Below are 16,071 nucleotides of genomic sequence, written 5' to 3' on the forward strand. Positions count from 1 at the left end.
TGTGGTGAGAGCTGTGTTCAAGGCACGGAACACCACACACTACACGCGACTACCTCTGTCTTCTCGTCACCAACCGCTGCCTTCCCCTCACCAACCTCGACGCCTGGGCTGCGATCCGACGAGCTGTCCCTTCGCGGCTTCATCACGACCGCGGTACACGATGTACGGGCGGAACAGATACGCGACAGGCGCACTGAAGGCATGGACCAGTCGCGTGAACGGCCAGATCGCGAACAACACCAGCGCGACCGTCACGTGGATGTGGAACGAGAGTGGCGCCTCGGCCATCAAGTCGCCCCGGGGTTGCAGGATCCAGATCGACCGGAACCACGGGGAGACCGTCTCGCGGTAATTGTGCGCTTCGTTGGCCTCGAACGCGCCGATCATCGTCGTGGCGAGCCCGGCGACGATCGCGGCGACCAATACGACATACATGACTTTGTCGTTGACTGTGGTCGCGCTGAACACCGGCCCCCTGGTACGCCGACGGTAGACGAGCAGTGCCACGCCGAGCAGCGTCGCAACACCCGCGATGATGCCCGGAACCGCCGCGCCCCAGTGGTACATGTGTTCGCTGATACCGACGGCCTCCGTCCAGGACTCCGGGATCACCAGACCGATGAAGTGTCCGAGAATCACCACGAGAATGCCGAAGTGGAACAGCGGGCTGCCGATCCGCAACAACCGGCTCTCGTACAGCTGCGACGAGCGGGTCGTCCACCCGAACTTGTCGTAGCGGTACCGCCACCAGGTGCCGACTATCAGCATGGCGAGGGCCACGTACGGCACGATGTCCCAGTAGATCTCGCCTGCACTCATGCCGGCCGACCTCCTTCTCGAACGGAACCGCCGTCGCGGCGCGGCGGCACGGTGAGGGCGAAGGGCTGCAGTCCGATCGCCTCGGCAGGCGGCCCTGCTTCCGCCAGGTGCCGTGCCCGCTCCACCTCTTGGTCCGTGACCGGCGGGAGCGTGGCGCAGACCGCGGTCACGGGGTCTGCGTACGGAGAGCCGCGTTCGACGAGCGCGGTCTGCAGCACGTCCAGGGGCGCCCGATGCGCGACGAGCAACTGCTCCCCCACTTCGGGATCGACCGTCGCAGCGAACTCGAGTACAACGGGCAGGTGGTCGGGGGCCTCGCCGGCAGGTGGCTCCACTCCCGCATCGCGGTAGGCACGTGCGAACGCGTGGATCTCGGTGCCGCGGTTTCGTGTGTCGCCGCCGGTCCAGTAGGTCAGATACATCGTCGAGCGGCGTCGCATGTCGAACGTCTCGACGTACTCACGTGCCGCCACGAGGGGCTCGGTCGCGCGGAGGTACGACGCGGTGCGTTCCAGGGCCTCGCGTTCGGGGCCGGTGACGTGCTCGAGCAAGGCATCGACGGTGACGAGCCTCGACGTTGTCCGTTCGTCGGGATACGCGAGCAACAGGGATGCGACCTGCCTGATCGCGCGATGCTGCAACCTCACCGACGCGAGGTCGCGTCGCGTCGGCCGACGAAGGAGTTTCATCGGTCCTCCTCCACATCGCCACTGCGGTGTTGCGGGAATATCCCTGCGGGAACGCCTTTTCCGTCCCAGTTCAGCAGGTTCACACGCGAGGGGTTGCTCGCGTTCGCGGCCATCCCCTCCGAGGTCTGCCGCTGTTCGAGCGCGTGGAACGTCTCGACGGCAACCGGTACCGGTCCGCCGCTGGACTCACCGAACGGACCCGATTCGTACATTCCCGGCCCGCCGTCGAACGACAACGCGCAGTCCGTGGCCGTCTCCTCGAGCTTGTGGCCCTCGTTCGCGTACGCAGTCGGAATGACGTAACGCTCGTCGTACTTGGCGAGCGCAAGGAGCCGGTACATCTCGTAGATCTCTTCCTCGGTCATGCCCACCGCCTGCGGGATGTGCGGTTGGGTGTCCCGTCCGAGGTTGACGTCGCGCATGTACGAGCGCATTGCCGAGAGCCGGTGCAATACTCCTTCGACCACGTCGGTGTCGCCCGCGGTGAACAGTTCCGCGAGATACCGGACGGGGATGCGCAGTGATTCGAGTGCCCCGAACAGGTTTCCGAGGTCCTCGCCGTCGTGACCGTCACGGCTGACGGCATCGACGACCGGCGACAGCGGCGGGATGTACCAGACCATCGGCATGGTCCGGTATTCCGGATGCAGCGGCAACGCCACCTTGTACTTGTTGATCAGCGCGTGGATCGGCGACCGCCCGGCTGCGGCGATCCACTCGTCCGAGATCCCTTCGGCCCGCGCACCGGCGATGACGTCCGGATCGTTCGGGTCAAGGATGAGCTGCCGTTGCGCCTCGTACAGATCCTTGTCGTCCTCGACGGACGCGGCTTCGAGCACCTTGTCGACGTCGTAGAGCACGAGGCCGATGTATCGGAGCCGACCGACGCAGGTCTCCGCGCACACCGTCGGCAACCCGACTTCGATCCTCGGGTAACAGAACGTGCACTTCTCGGCCTTGCCCGTCTTGTGGTTGAAATACACCTTCTTGTAGGGGCATCCCGACACACACATCCGCCAACCTCGGCAGCGGTCCTGGTCGACGAGCACGATGCCGTCCTCGCTGCGCTTGTAGATGGCTCCCGACGGGCACGAGGCCACGCACGACGGGTTCAGGCAGTGCTCACAGATTCGTGGAAGGTAGAACATGAAGGTCTCTTCGAGCTGGAGTCTGACGTCCTCGTTGACCTTCTGCAGGATCGGGTCCTCCGGCACGATCTCGGGAGACCCACCGAGGTCATCGTCCCAGTTCGCCGACCACTCCACCTTCATCGGTTTGCCGCTGATGAGACTACGTGGCGGTGCGACAGGAATGTCGTTGCCGAGTGGGGCGGTGGTGAGGTTCTCGTAGTCGTAGGTCCACGGCTCGTAGTAGTCGTCGATCGACGGCATCTTCGGGTTCGAGAAGATGCGGGTGAGCTTGTGGATGCGTCCGCCGTCGCGCAGGCGCAGCCGGCCCTTCTTGTCGCGGACCCAGCCTCCCCGCCACTTCTCCTGATCCTCGTATCGTCGCGGATACCCTTGTCCCGGTCGTGTTTCCACATTGTTGAACCACACGTACTCGGTACCCGATCGGTTGGTCCAGGCCTGCTTGCAGGTCACCGAACAGGTGTGGCATCCGATGCACTTGTCGAGGTTCATCACCATCGCCATTTGCGCCATGACCTTCATCAGTACGTCACCTCCTGGCTGCGGCGGCGAACCACCGTCACTTCGTCACGCTGATTTCCGGTGGGCCCGAGATAGTTGAAGGCGTACGACGTTTGCGCGTACCCGCCCGCCAGGTGCGTCGGCTTGATGAGAATTCTGGTGATCGAGTTGTGGATACCACCGCGTTTACCGGTGGTCTCGGTCAGCGGAACGTCGATCGTGCGTTCCTGGGCGTGGTACACGTACACAACCCCTTCGGGCATACGGTGCGAGACGATCGCGCGGCACACCACCACACCGTTGCGATTGACGGCCTCGACCCAATCGTTGTCCCGGACCGAGATCTTCGCCGCGTCGGCGGGGCTCATCCACATCGTCGGGCCACCGCGCGAAAGCGACAGCATGAACAGATTGTCCTGGTACTCGGAGTGGATGGACCATTTGGAGTGCGGCGTCAGATACCGCACCGTCAGACCGATTCCGTCCGTTGTTCCGATGGCGGACTCACCGAACAATCTCGACATGTCCAGCGGGGGCCGGTAGGTGGGCAGCTGCTCGCCGACCTCTTCGATCCAGTCGTGGTCGAGGTAGAAGTGCATGCGACCGGTGAGGGTGTGGAACGGTTTGAGTTCTTCGATGTTGACGGTGAACGGGGCATATCGCCGGCCACCGGTCTCGCTGCCGGACCACTCGGGGCTGGTGATCACCGGGACCGGCCTGGCCTGGGTATCTGCGTAGGTGATCCGGCGTTCTTCGCTGCCCTCGGCCAGGTGAACGAGGCGCCGGCCAGTGCGTCTCTCGAGTTCGCGGAATCCTTCGACGGCCAGCCGGCCGTTGGAGGTCCCGGACAGCGCCAGGATCACGTCGGCCATCCGTTCCGCGGTGGTGATCGCCGGGCGGCCCGCACCGGCGCCGGTGTTCATCACACCGAACTTCGCGGCGAGCTCGGCGACCTCCTCGGTGGGATGAGTGGTCACGCCCTTGGTCGTCAACCCGAGCTTGTCCACGAGTGGGCCGAGGGTGGCCCACTTGTCGGCGATGGCGGCGTAGTCGCGTTCGACGACCACGAGCGGACCCATCGTCTTTCCCGGGACCGGAACCTCACCGGTCTTGCGCCAATCGTTCTCGGTTCCGGACGGGAAAGCCATCGCTCCGGGAGTGTCGTGCTGGAGCGTGCCCATCACGACGTCGGTGCGGGTGCCGAGGTGCGTGCGCGCTTGCGCACTGAAGGCCTTCGCGATGGCACCGAAAGCGTCGTAGTCCGAACGGGTTTCCCACGGCGGGTCGATCGCGGGACTGAACGCGTGGATGTAGGGATGCATGTCGGTGCTCGACAGGTCGCCCTTCTCGTACCACGTCGCGGCAGGCAGCACGACATCCGAGAACAGCGTGGTGGACGTCATGCGGAAGTCGATCGACATCAGCATGTCGAGCTTGCCCTCCGGCACGGTGTCGGGCGACGTCACCTCGCTCGGGCGCAGACCGTCGATGGCCGGTTCGCCCTGCAGGTTCGAGTCTGTTCCCAGCAGATGCTGCAGGAAGTACTCGTTGCCTTTGCTCGAGGAGCCGAGCAGGTTCGAGCGCCACACGCTCAGTACGCGTGGCCAGTTCTTCGGGTTGTCCGGATCGGTCACCGACAGTGTGAGGTCCCCACTCGCCAACTGCTCCGCGACGTAGGCCGGGATCTCCTTGCCGGCGGCACGTGCCTCGTCGGCGACGTCGAGATTGTTCCGGTCGAACTGCGGATAGAACGGGGTCCACCCCATCGCGACGGCGGAGGCCATCACATCCATCGTGTGCTTGTCGCGGAATCGACCGCGTCCGAGCGGACTCGCCAAGGTGTCGGCGCGGTAGCCGTCGTAGCGCCATTGATCGGTGTGCACATACCAGTAGGAGGTACCTGCCATCTGTCGCGGCGGCCGACTCCAGTCGGTTCCCATCGCCATCGCGGCCCACCCGGTGACAGGACGACACTTCTCCTGGCCGACGTAATGCGCCCAGCCTCCGCCGTTCCGACCCATCGATCCGGTGAGCAACAGCAGCGCCAGCACCGCGCGGTAGGTGGCGTCGCCGTGGAACCACTGGCAGATCCCCGCGCCCATGATGATCATCGAGCGACCGCCCGATTCCTCGGCGTTACGGGCGAATTCCTTCGCGATCCGGATTGACTGTTCCGCCGACACTCCGGTGATCGTTTCCTGCCACGCCGGTGTATAAGGCGAATCCGCATCGTCGTATCCCGTCGGCCAGTGTCCCGGCAAGTGCAGGTCCGGCCGGTTCACGCCGTACTGGGCGAGCATGAGGTCGAACACCGTGCACACCAGGTGTTCTCCGACCCGGCGTACCGGGACACCGCGTTCGATGCTCTCACCGTGGCCGTCGATCGAGTCGAAGCTCGGCAGATGCACCGCCGCGGTCTCCCCCGTCCCGCCACCGGCCGGAGCGACGGTCAACGTCGGTACGAGGTCGCCGAGATCCAGGTTCCATTTCCCGACGCCGTCGTCTCCGTAGCGGTGTCCGAGCGAGCCGTTCGGCGCGACAACAGTGTCGGTGGCACCGTCGAGCAGGACCGGCTTGAACGCGGCGTTCTCGACATCGTGGCCGAGGTCGGCCGCGGTGAGGTTCTTACCCGGCACGAGCCTGCCGTCGCGGTCTTCGAGTTTCACCAGGAACGGCAGATCCGTGTACTGCCTCACGTAGTCGACGAAGAACGGGACCCGCTGCTGTACGTAGAACTCGTTGAGCAGCACGTGGCCCATCGACATCGCCAGCGCGCCGTCGGTGCCCGCGGCACACGGCATCCATTCGTCGGCGAACTTGGTGTTGTCGGCGTAGTCGGGACTGATCGAGACGACTTTCGTGCCGCGATAGCGGACCTCCGCCATCCAGTGGGCGTCGGGGGTCCGGGTGACAGGGACGTTCGAGCCCCACATCATCAAGTACGCGGCGTCCCACCAATCACCGGACTCGGGCACGTCCGTCTGGTCACCGAACACCTGCGGGGATGCGACGGGAAGGTCCGCATACCAGTCGTAGAACGAGGTCATGACGCCGCCGAGCAGCTCGATGAACCGCGAGCCCGCCGCGAACGACACCATCGACATCGCCGGAATGGGTGAGAATCCCGAGACGCGGTCGGGACCGTACTCCCTGATCGTGTGCACGTGCGCGGCCGCGATCATCTCGGTGGCCTCGGTCCACGTGACGCGGACAAGACCGCCCTTGCCGCGAGCGCGTTGGTAGCGGGCGCGCCGCTCGGGATCGTTCTGGATATCGGCCCAGGCGAGGACCGGGTCGCCGAGTCGTTCTCTGGCCTCGCGGTACATCTCGACGAGCACACCGCGCGCGTACGGATACCGCACCCGGGTCGGCGAATATGTGTACCAGGAGAACGCGGCGCCGCGGGGGCATCCTCGCGGTTCGTATTCGGGGCGGTCGGGACCGACCGACGGGTAGTCGGTTTCCTGTGTCTCCCAGGTGATGATCCCGTCCTTGACATAAATCTTCCACGAACACGACCCGGTGCAATTGACGCCGTGCGTGGAGCGCACGACCTTGTCGTGACTCCAGCGGTCGCGATAGAACACATCTCCCTGGCGGCCGCCCTCGCGGGTTACGGTGCGGCCGTCGCCGGAACCCTGTCCGGGAGTGAAGAATCGACCACTACGAACCAGGAGTTCTTCGAGCGCTCCGCCCGTACCGGTCTTCTCTGTGGTCACTTCGATTCCTCCTGAGGCTGCGGCGTGCCGGCTGCCGAATCGGTCGCCGGTTCACGTGTCTTCAGTTTCAGTGCGGTGTAGGCCAGTGCGATCAGGGCTGTCGCGACAAGCAGCAGCAGACCGACCGTGTAGTCGTTGTCGACCGGGTCGTAAGTCGCGCCCATCACCAGCGGCGGGAAGTAGCCTCCCAAACCGCCTGCTGCTGCGACGATTCCGGTGACGCTACCGACCGACTTGGCGGGCGACCGCCGCGCAACCCACGCGAACACGCCGCCGGTGCCGATGCCCAGGAAGATCGCCATCGCGATGAAATCGGTGGCCGACCAGACGTCCGGTGGAGGCTTCAAGGTGGCGATGAACGCCGTCACAGCGGTGCCGGCGAGGGACGCGAGCACAACGTACTTCGGTGGGATCCGGTCGGAGAGTGCACCGCCGATGGGGCGGGCGATGACCGCGGCGACCGCGAATCCGGCTGTCCTCGTTCCCGCATCGACGGCCGAGAAGTCATAGATCGTCTTGATATACGTGGGCAGGTAGTTGCTGAATGCCACGAACCCACCGAACACGATCGCGTAGAGGAAGGACATCTCCCATGTCACTCGCAGCTTGCAGGCCGCAATCAGCTTCGGGGTCACCTTGTCGGTGTTCGGGGTGAACGTCGGCGAGTTCTTCATCGCGACGACACACAGTACGGCCGTGAGCGCGAGCGCGATCGCGATGATCACGTGGGTGGCGATCGTCCCGAACCAGCCGACGAAGCGCGGAGTGAAGAACGCGGACAGCGCGGTACCGACCATGCCCGCTCCGAACACACCGGTGGCGAATCCCCGGCGGGAGGGGTCGTACCAGCTGTTCGCGAACGGGATTCCGACAGCAAAGATCGTGCCCGCGATGCCGAGGAAGAATCCGAATACCAGGAGCAGCGGGTATGACCCCGCTTCACCTGCGAAGCCGACCGCGAGCACCGGGATGATCGAGGCGACCGTGACGAGGATGAACATGAACCGACCGCCATACCGGTCGGTGAGGGGTCCGACGGCGATTCTGCCGAGCGAGCCCACGAGGATGGGCGTCGCGACGAGCATCGACGCCTCACTACTACTGAGCGACATGTCGCCCGCATATGTGGTGGATAAGGGGCCGATCATGTTCCAGGCCCAGAAGTTTATGGCAGATACCCAGGTGGCCAGTGCCAGATTGAACCCGGGACGTGCCCCGATGCCACTCGATGCAACCGTGTTCACTCCCTCAGGTAACCACTCCGGAGTGGAGGCGCGTGCATATTTGGGTAAACGTTACAACTGACGATATTTGTGAATTCGAACTTGGGTACGAAAGCCCCTGGCTGCCGCCATCGCCTACCGCCTAGGGTGCGAACTGAGCGAAAGCCCCCTGTTGACAGGGCCTTTCTCCCGGATTCCGCAGGCCGGCTACGACAACGCCCGCGGGCAGTTCTCCCCTAGCGGGGAGAACCACACGCGGGCGTGTGTGCGAGAGGTCAGGATTCGGCAGCCTCGGTGGCGGCCTCTCCGTCGGCAGCCGGCTCAGCGGCGGCTTCCTCCTCGACGGGGATCAGGCTGATCTTGCCGCGGTTGTCGATGTCGGCGATCTCGACGCGGATCTTCGACCCGACGTTGACGACATCTTCGACCTTGGCGATCCGCTTGCCGTTGCCCAGCTTGCTGATGTGCACGAGACCGTCGCGGCCCGGGAGGAGCGACACGAACGCACCGAAGGCGGTGGTCTTGACGACCGTGCCCAGGAAGCGCTCGCCTACCTTCGGCAGCTGCGGGTTCGCGATGGCGTTGATCTTGTCGATCGCGGCCTGTGCGGACGGGCCGTCCGCAGCACCGACGTAGACGGTGCCGTCATCTTCGATCGAGATGTTGGCGCCGGTCTCCTCGGTGATCGAGTTGATCATCTTGCCCTTGGGGCCGATGACCTCGCCGATCTTGTCGACGGGGACCTTGATGGTCGTGATGCGCGGTGCGAACTGGCTCATCTCGTCGGGCGTGTCGATGGCCTCGGCCATCACCTCGAGAATCGTGGCCCGGGCGTCGTGCGCCTGCGACAGCGCACCGGCGAGAACCTGCGACGGGATGCCGTCGAGCTTCGTGTCGAGCTGAAGTGCCGTGACGAAGTCCTTCGTACCCGCGACCTTGAAGTCCATGTCGCCGAATGCGTCCTCGGCACCGAGGATGTCGGTGAGAGCGACGTACCTGGTCTCGCGGGTGCCGTCCTCGAGCTCGATCTCGTCGGAGACCAGGCCCATCGCGATGCCTGCGACCGGCGCCTTGAGCGGCACACCTGCGTTGAGCAGCGAGAGGGTCGACGCGCACACCGATCCCATCGACGTCGAGCCGTTGGAGCTCAGCGCCTCGGACACCTGACGGATCGCGTACGGGAACTCTTCCTGGCTCGGGAGCACCGGGATGAGGGCGCGCTCGGCGAGTGCGCCGTGGCCGATCTCGCGGCGCTTCGGCGAACCGACACGACCGGTCTCACCGGTCGAGTACGGCGGGAAGTTGTAATGGTGCATGTAGCGCTTGCTCGTCTCGGGCCCGAGCGAGTCGACCTGCTGCGCCATCTTCACCATGTCGAGGGTGGTGACACCCATGATCTGGGTCTCGCCGCGCTCGAACAGTGCGGAACCGTGGGCGCGCGGCACGACGGCGACCTCGGCCGACAGTGCGCGGATATCGGTGATGCCGCGGCCATCGATGCGGAACTGGTCGCGGAGGATGCGCTGACGTACCAGCTTCTTCGTCAGCGAGCGGAATGCTGCGCCGATCTCCTTCTCGCGACCTTCGAACGACGGTGCGACCTGTTCGAGGATCTCGACCTTGACCTCGTCGGTGCGGTCGTCGCGCTCCTGCTTGCCGGCGATCGTGAGAGCCTCGGCGAGCTTGGTGGACGCAGCGGCCTCGACCGCGGCGTACACGTCGTCCTGGTATGCGGGGTACAACGGGAAATCGCCGGTCGGCTTCGCGGCGGCAGCGGCGAGCTGCTGCTGGGCGATGCACAGCCGTGCGATGAACGGCTTCGCCGCTTCGAGCCCCTCGGCGACGATCGTCTCGGTGGGCGCCTGCGCGCCCCCCTCGACGAGTTCGATCACCTTGTCGGTGGCTTCTGCCTCGACCATCATGATGGCGACATCGGCAGAATCCGGGTTGTCGCCACCGCCGACGATGCGGCCCGCGACGACCATGTCGAACACTGCGTTCTCGAGCTGCTCGACGGTCGGGAACGCCACCCACTGGCCCGCCTTGTTCTCATCCGAGGTGATGAGCGCAACACGCACGCCACCGACCGGACCGGAGAACGGCAGACCCGCGATCTGGGTGGATGCCGAGGCCGCGTTGATCGCGACGACATCGTAGAGATCGTTCGGGTTCAGGCTCAGGACCGTGACCACGACCTGGATCTCGTTGCGCAGGCCGTCGACGAACGACGGACGCAGCGGCCGGTCGATGAGGCGGCAGGTGAGGATCGCGTCGGTCGAGGGGCGGCCCTCACGACGGAAGAACGAGCCGGGGATGCGGCCCGCTGCATACATACGTTCTTCGACGTCCACCGTCAGCGGGAAGAAGTCGAAATGTTCCTTGGGCTGCTTCGAGGCGCTCGTGGCCGACAGCAGCATGGTCTCGTCGTCGAGGTATGCGACGACGGAGCCGGCGGCCTGCTGAGCAAGGCGGCCGGTCTCGAATCGAATGGTGCGGGTGCCGAAGGACCCGTTGTCGAGCGTGGCGACGGTTTCGAATACGCCCTCGTCGACCTCGACTGCGGTGTTACTGGTCATCTGTGAAATCTTCTCTTCCCTCTTCGTCTTCGCCGTACCCGCGCGGGCGCCGGGCCCCCTTGGCCTCGGCTGCGCACCGACTCACGGAGGCGGTCGACGATCGAAACCCACCGGCACTTCTCGTGCGGCCGGGGGGTCACTACCGAAGACCGACACCGTCGGTGCGTACGGATCATCACCGTCGGCGGCGATGTTCTGCGCCGGCACATGCGGCGCATACACCGATAGCCAACGAGGCCCAGTCTAAGGGGTACCCCGTTGGCTATCGGAAAAGATCAGCGAATGCAGATCGTGTCGCTTCCGAGCTGCGTCAGCGACGCAGGCCCAGACGCTGGATGAGCGAGCGGTAGCGCTCGACGTCGACCTTCTCGACGTACTTGAGCAGGCGGCGACGACGACCGACCAGCAGCAGCAGGCCGCGGCGGGAGTGGTGGTCGTGCTTGTGCTGCTTCAGGTGCTCGGTCAGATCGGTGATGCGCTTGGTGAGCATCGCCACCTGCGCCTCCGGCGAACCGGTGTCGGTCTCGTGGAGACCGTACTCGCCGAGGATCTGCTTCTTCTGCTCGGTGGTCAATGCCACTGTTGTACTCCTGATCACTGACGTTCGCGTGATGAAAAACGGGCCGGGCCCGGCAGTGCGGCCGCCGCGAACCGCAGCACACACCGACGGATAACGTTACCAGACCTCCACCGCTCGAATTGCCGGCCGCCTCACGGACGACCTCTCGACCTCGCCGGCCCACGCAAGCCCAGGCCTTCGACACAAGCATCCGGAGGTGCCTGTTTCATCCGAACGGACTACGCGTCGCCCGCCAAGAGATCGCGGGCCCGGTCCGCGTCGCGATGCATCGCGGAAACCAGCGCCTCGACGGAATCGAACTTCTCCATGCCTCGGAGTCGCTCGACGAAGTCGACCGCGACGTGCTGCCCGTAGAGATCGGCCTCTTCATCGAGCACGAACGCCTCGACCGTGCGGTTACGGCCCGAGAAGGTGGGGTTCGTCCCCACCGACACCGCGGCACGATAGCGCAGGCCCGTCTCGAGCCCGTCCACGGGCGATCCCGAATCGAGGGCAGTGAACCATGCGGCGTAGACGCCATCCGCGGGAATGGCCGCGTACATCGGGGGTGCGATGTTCGCCGTGGGGAACCCCAGCCCGCGGCCGCGTCCGTCGCCGTGCACGACGACACCTTCCACACGGTGGGGGCGGCCGAGAGCATCGGTAGCGGCGGCCATGTCTCCGGCATCGACGCACGACCGGATGTAGGTCGATGAGAACGTCACCGCATGTTCGGCAAGCAGGGTCTGCCCGTCGACCGCGAAACCGAAGCGTTCACCGATGGTGCGGAGCATCTCCACGGTCCCCGCGGCCTTCTTGCCGAAAGTGAAGTTCTCCCCCACGACGACCTCGGCGACGTGCAACCGCTCGACGAGGATTTCGCGGGCGTAGCGCTCGGGCGAGAGCTTCATGAACTCGGGAGTGAACGGCATCACGCAGAACACGTCGACGCCGAGTTCCTCGGCGAGTTCGGCGCGCCGGGCCAAGGTGGTCAGCTGGGCCGGATGACTCCCAGGACGAACCACTTCCATCGGGTGCGGGTCGAAGGTCATCAACACACTGGCGATGCCCCGCTCCTTCGCCGACTTCACCGCACGGGTGATCAGCTGCTGGTGACCTCGATGCACTCCGTCGAACACGCCGATCGTGACCACGCACCGACCCCAGTCCGCAGGTATCTCGTCCAGACCTCGCCATCTCTGCACATCGGAAAGCCTACGACCCCGACCCCAGACCGGCATCCTTGCCCTCTCACTCGACCCTAGTGGACAACCCCAACCTGCGCTCTGCATAATTTCGGTGTGCCGAACTTTTTGATGAGACCAGCCAAATTAATCCTGGCAGCGACCGCACTCGTCGCACTCGCCGCATGTGGCACCGCACAATCCGACGACGAGCCCCTCGTGCTGACCACGTTCACCGTGCTCGCCGATATGACGCGCACCGTTGCAGGCGACCAGGTACGGGTGGAATCGATCACGAAACCCGGCGCCGAGGTGCACGGGTACGAGCCGACACCCGGCGACCTGAGGCATGCGGCCGAGGCAGATCTCGTCCTCGACAACGGGCTGGGCCTCGAACGCTGGTTCGAGCAGTTCCTCGCCGACACCGACGCCGCACACGTCGTACTGACCGAGGGTGTCGAGCCCCTGCCGATCGGCGACGATTCCTCCACACAGCTCAACCCCCACGCGTGGATGTCACCGCTGACCGCGCAGATCTACGTCGACAACATCGAGGCCGCGCTCAGCGACCTCGCTCCCGAGCACGCCGCGGATTTCGCGGCCAACGCCGACGCATACCGGTCCGAACTCCAGGCCGTACACGACGAACTGATCACGACGCTGGCGGCCGTTCCCGAGCACCAACGGGCACTGGTCACCTGCGAGGGTGCCTTCGGTTATCTCGTGCGCGACGCCGGAATGCGCGAGGCCTACCTGTGGCCGGTCAATTCCGACCAGCAGGGCACCCCACAACAGATCGCCCGCACAGTCGATTTTGTGCGCGACAACGATATTCCGGCGGTGTTCTGCGAATCCACCGTCTCCGACAAGGCGCAGCGGCAGGTCGCCGCCGACACCGGCGCCGCGTACGGAGGCACCCTCTACGTCGATTCCCTGTCCGAACCCGACGGCCCGGTGCCCACCTATCTCGATCTTCTCCGCCACGATGTCGCAACTATCACGTCAGGACTGAACCCTTGACTACTCCCCGCCCCGAAGGACAGGGATTCTCGGACTCACATCCGAGAGTTCCTGTTTCACCGGCGAATGCGGACGGGAAAACCCGTGCCGTCTGACATCGCCTCCACAGGCGTTTCGTGTCTCCGCCAGCCCGGCGGCGACAAGGATGTTCTGCGCGGCATTGACGTCCCGATCCGCCAACCGACGGTTGCGGACCATGTTGCGCGGGGCGAGGTCTTCGACGGCAATCGTGCCGAACCGCGCCACGAGATCCGTGCTGGTCTTGTGGAGGAAGTCACGGCGGGCATCGCGGACACGGGAGTGCTTCCGTGCCACCCTCGAACGTTGCTTGGCTCGGTTGTTCGAGCCCTTCTGCATCCGCGCCAGGCGCCTCTGGTGCCGTCGCAGGCCGCGTTCGTGCCGGGCCATGTGCCTCGGGTTCCCGATCTTCTCCCCGGTCGACAGGACCGCGAAGTCCATGATCCCGAGATCCACACCGACCGACTCGCCAGTAACCGGCAACGGAGCGGGATCGGACGTGTCGACGGCGAACGTCACGAACCACCGCCCGTCCGCCTCGCGGGAGACAACCACCATCGTCGGGTCGAGCCTGGCAAGGTCGATGCCGGGCCAGGACCACGCCACCTTCATCGGCGCGGTGGTCTTCGCCGGCCACAACCCGTCCGGTTTGATGCGGAACGCCGAGCGAGTGTAATGCGCGGACTGGCGAGAATGCCGGTTCTTGAACCGTGGGTACTTGGCGGTGCCCTTGAAGAACGAGTGGAACGCGGTGTGCTGGTGGCGCAGCGTCTGCTGAAGCGGCACCGAGGACACCTCGCCGAGGAACGCGAGCTCCTCGGTTTTCTTCCACTCGGACAGCGTGGCGTCGGTGTCCTTGTACGAGGTCCTCATCTCCTCATGACAACAGAAGGGTCCGACATGTCGAACACCATTCCTGCCCGCCGTGAACGGCGGGGCATCCTGGCGAGGTCCCGGTGACACGCTCCGGCACCGCACGCCCCGACCACGCCCGACCATCCGGCCCTGCACTGAGTCTGGATCACGTCACGGTCCGATACGACTCCGTCGTCGCACTCGACGGAGTGAGCCTCGAAGTGGCCCCCGGCAGAGTGTGCGGACTCGTCGGCACCAACGGCTCGGGGAAGTCCACCCTGTTCAAGAGCATCATGGGGCTGGTCAAACCGGATGAAGGCGACATCGCCATCGGCGGCGTCGGAATCAGCGCGGCACGGAAGTCCGGCGCCGTGGCGTACGTCCCGCAGGCCGAGGGCGTCGACTGGGACTTCCCGATCGGTGTTCGCGACGTCGTGATGACCGGGCGCTACGGACACCAGGGATGGACGCGCCGGGCACGTCGAGTCGACCACGACGCGGTCGCGGAGGCACTCGACCGCGTCGGCATGACCGCGTTCGCCCACCGTCAGGTCGGGCAGTTGTCCGGGGGCCAACGCAAACGTGTGTTCGTCGCGCGGGCCATCGCGCAGTGTGCGCCACTGTTGCTCCTCGACGAACCCTTTGCCGGCGTCGACACGACCACTCAGGCCGCGCTGACCGACGTTTTCCGTGGCCTCGCCGCCGACGGACACACGCTGCTGGTTGCCACCCACGATCTCGCGGGTGTGCCGCAACTGTGCGACGAGGCGGTTCTGCTGCAGAAACGGGTCGTCCTGCACAGCACGCCCGACGACGTACTGCGGCCGGAGAACCTTGCGCGCGCGTTCGGTGCGAGCACCGAACCACAGGAGGTGTCGTGATGCTCGATCTGATCGTCGAACCACTGCAGTACGGCTTCATGCAGCGTGCTCTTGTCGTCGCGGTCGTCGCGACCGTGATATGTGCCCTGCTGAGCTGCTGGCTCGTGTTGATCGGCTGGTCGCTGATGGGCGATGCGGTTTCGCACGCGGTCCTACCCGGAGTGGTCCTCGCCTACCTCGTGGGTGCGCCGTTCACCCTGGGCGCGTTGTTGTTCGCAGGTCTCGCCGTGGCGTTGATCTGGCTGGTCCGCGGGACCACGAAGATCAAGGAAGACGCTGCGATCGGGACGGTCTTCACCACACTGTTCGCCCTGGGTGTGGTCCTCATCTCGAAGAATCCCAGCCAGATCGACCTGCACCACGTGCTGTTCGGAAACCTGCTGGGACTCTCGCAATCCGACGTCTGGCAGATCGCGGGGCTCGCCACCGCGGTGTTCGTGGTGCTCGTGGTCAAGCGTCGGGACCTGACCCTTTTTGCGTTCGACCGCGTCCACGCGCACACACTCGGCATCTCCCCTGCCACGCTGTCGGCGCTTCTACTGGCACTGCTGGCGATCACGATCGTGAGTGCGGTCCAGGCCGTCGGCGTGATCCTCGTGGTCGCGATGCTCATCATCCCGGGCGCCACCGCGTACCTGCTGACCGACAGGATGTCTCGAATGCTGGTCATCGCGCCGGTGCTCGGCGCGCTCGGTTCGGTGGCCGGCGTGTACACGAGCTATTACACCGATGCTGCGACCGGTGGCGTGGTGGTGCTGGCCCAGGCCACCCTGTTCGCTGCCGCGTATCTCTTCGCACCGCGACAGGGCCTGGTGACCACTGCACTGCGCCGGCGACCGGCCCGAGAAGGTGATTCTTCGCTGATGGTTACCTAAGCTG

12 protein-coding genes are annotated in these 16,071 nt (G+C 65.2%); 3 read left to right on the plus strand and 9 right to left on the minus strand.

Translation table 11 applies throughout. The features are described from left to right. Positions 1-87 precede the first annotated feature (87 nt). The 8 genes from narI to Q7514_RS02615 all read right to left on the minus strand — a co-directional run bounded on the left by narI (position 88) and on the right by Q7514_RS02615 (position 12,439). On the minus strand, positions 88-819 hold the full coding sequence (narI, locus tag Q7514_RS02580) for a respiratory nitrate reductase subunit gamma (protein WP_132470396.1): 732 nt from the start codon (positions 817-819) through the stop codon (positions 88-90). Further along, complete coding sequence (narJ, locus tag Q7514_RS02585; protein WP_330131686.1) at positions 816-1,508, minus strand: nitrate reductase molybdenum cofactor assembly chaperone; 693 nt, start codon at positions 1,506-1,508, stop codon at positions 816-818. The genes narI and narJ overlap by 4 nt, the downstream gene beginning before the upstream one ends. Continuing rightward, positions 1,505-3,178 carry a nitrate reductase subunit beta gene (gene narH, locus Q7514_RS02590; protein WP_330131687.1) on the minus strand — a complete coding sequence of 558 codons (1,674 nt, stop codon included), beginning with the start codon at positions 3,176-3,178 and terminating at the stop codon, positions 1,505-1,507. Before narH ends, narJ begins: the two co-directional genes overlap by 4 nt. After that, entirely contained in the window at positions 3,178-6,876 is a 3,699-nt protein-coding gene (locus Q7514_RS02595) for a nitrate reductase subunit alpha (RefSeq protein ID WP_330131688.1), read from the minus strand. Before Q7514_RS02595 ends, narH begins: the two co-directional genes overlap by 1 nt. Then, positions 6,873-8,120, minus strand: a complete 1,248-nt coding sequence (locus Q7514_RS02600; protein WP_330131689.1) for a nitrate/nitrite transporter — start codon at positions 8,118-8,120, stop codon at positions 6,873-6,875. Before Q7514_RS02600 ends, Q7514_RS02595 begins: the two co-directional genes overlap by 4 nt. Before the next feature lie 254 nt (positions 8,121-8,374). After that, on the minus strand, positions 8,375-10,675 hold the full coding sequence (locus tag Q7514_RS02605; RefSeq protein ID WP_330131690.1) for a polyribonucleotide nucleotidyltransferase: 2,301 nt from the start codon (positions 10,673-10,675) through the stop codon (positions 8,375-8,377). Between the two features lie 310 nt (positions 10,676-10,985). Beyond that, the gene (gene rpsO / locus Q7514_RS02610; RefSeq protein ID WP_054713197.1) at positions 10,986-11,255 is read right to left on the minus strand and encodes a 30S ribosomal protein S15; all 270 of its coding nucleotides are present in this window, start codon (positions 11,253-11,255) and stop codon (positions 10,986-10,988) included. Between the two features lie 218 nt (positions 11,256-11,473). Further along, positions 11,474-12,439 (minus strand): bifunctional riboflavin kinase/FAD synthetase, encoded by a 966-nt coding sequence (locus tag Q7514_RS02615; RefSeq protein WP_199233097.1) that lies wholly within the window; start codon positions 12,437-12,439, stop codon positions 11,474-11,476. A 111-nt stretch (positions 12,440-12,550) separates the two neighbouring features. On the opposite strand from Q7514_RS02615, the gene Q7514_RS02620 reads away from it, so the two are divergent. After that, positions 12,551-13,438 (plus strand): metal ABC transporter substrate-binding protein, encoded by an 888-nt coding sequence (locus tag Q7514_RS02620; RefSeq protein WP_330131995.1) that lies wholly within the window; start codon positions 12,551-12,553, stop codon positions 13,436-13,438. On the opposite strand, the gene Q7514_RS02625 is transcribed toward Q7514_RS02620, so the two are convergent. Continuing rightward, the gene (locus Q7514_RS02625) at positions 13,439-14,329 is read right to left on the minus strand and encodes an RNA-guided endonuclease InsQ/TnpB family protein (RefSeq protein WP_330131691.1); all 891 of its coding nucleotides are present in this window, start codon (positions 14,327-14,329) and stop codon (positions 13,439-13,441) included. 83 nt (positions 14,330-14,412) lie between these two features. On the opposite strand from Q7514_RS02625, the gene Q7514_RS02630 reads away from it, so the two are divergent. Continuing rightward, positions 14,413-15,192 carry a metal ABC transporter ATP-binding protein gene (locus Q7514_RS02630; RefSeq protein WP_330131692.1) on the plus strand — a complete coding sequence of 260 codons (780 nt, stop codon included), beginning with the start codon at positions 14,413-14,415 and terminating at the stop codon, positions 15,190-15,192. Then, positions 15,192-16,067, plus strand: coding sequence for a metal ABC transporter permease (locus Q7514_RS02635; protein ID WP_330131996.1), 876 nt, complete (start codon positions 15,192-15,194; stop codon positions 16,065-16,067). Before Q7514_RS02630 ends, Q7514_RS02635 begins: the two co-directional genes overlap by 1 nt. Positions 16,068-16,071: the final 4 nt, after the last annotated feature.

The organism is Rhodococcus artemisiae (genome assembly GCF_036327795.1).
Taxonomy (GTDB): Bacteria; Actinomycetota; Actinomycetes; order Mycobacteriales; family Mycobacteriaceae; genus Rhodococcus; species Rhodococcus artemisiae.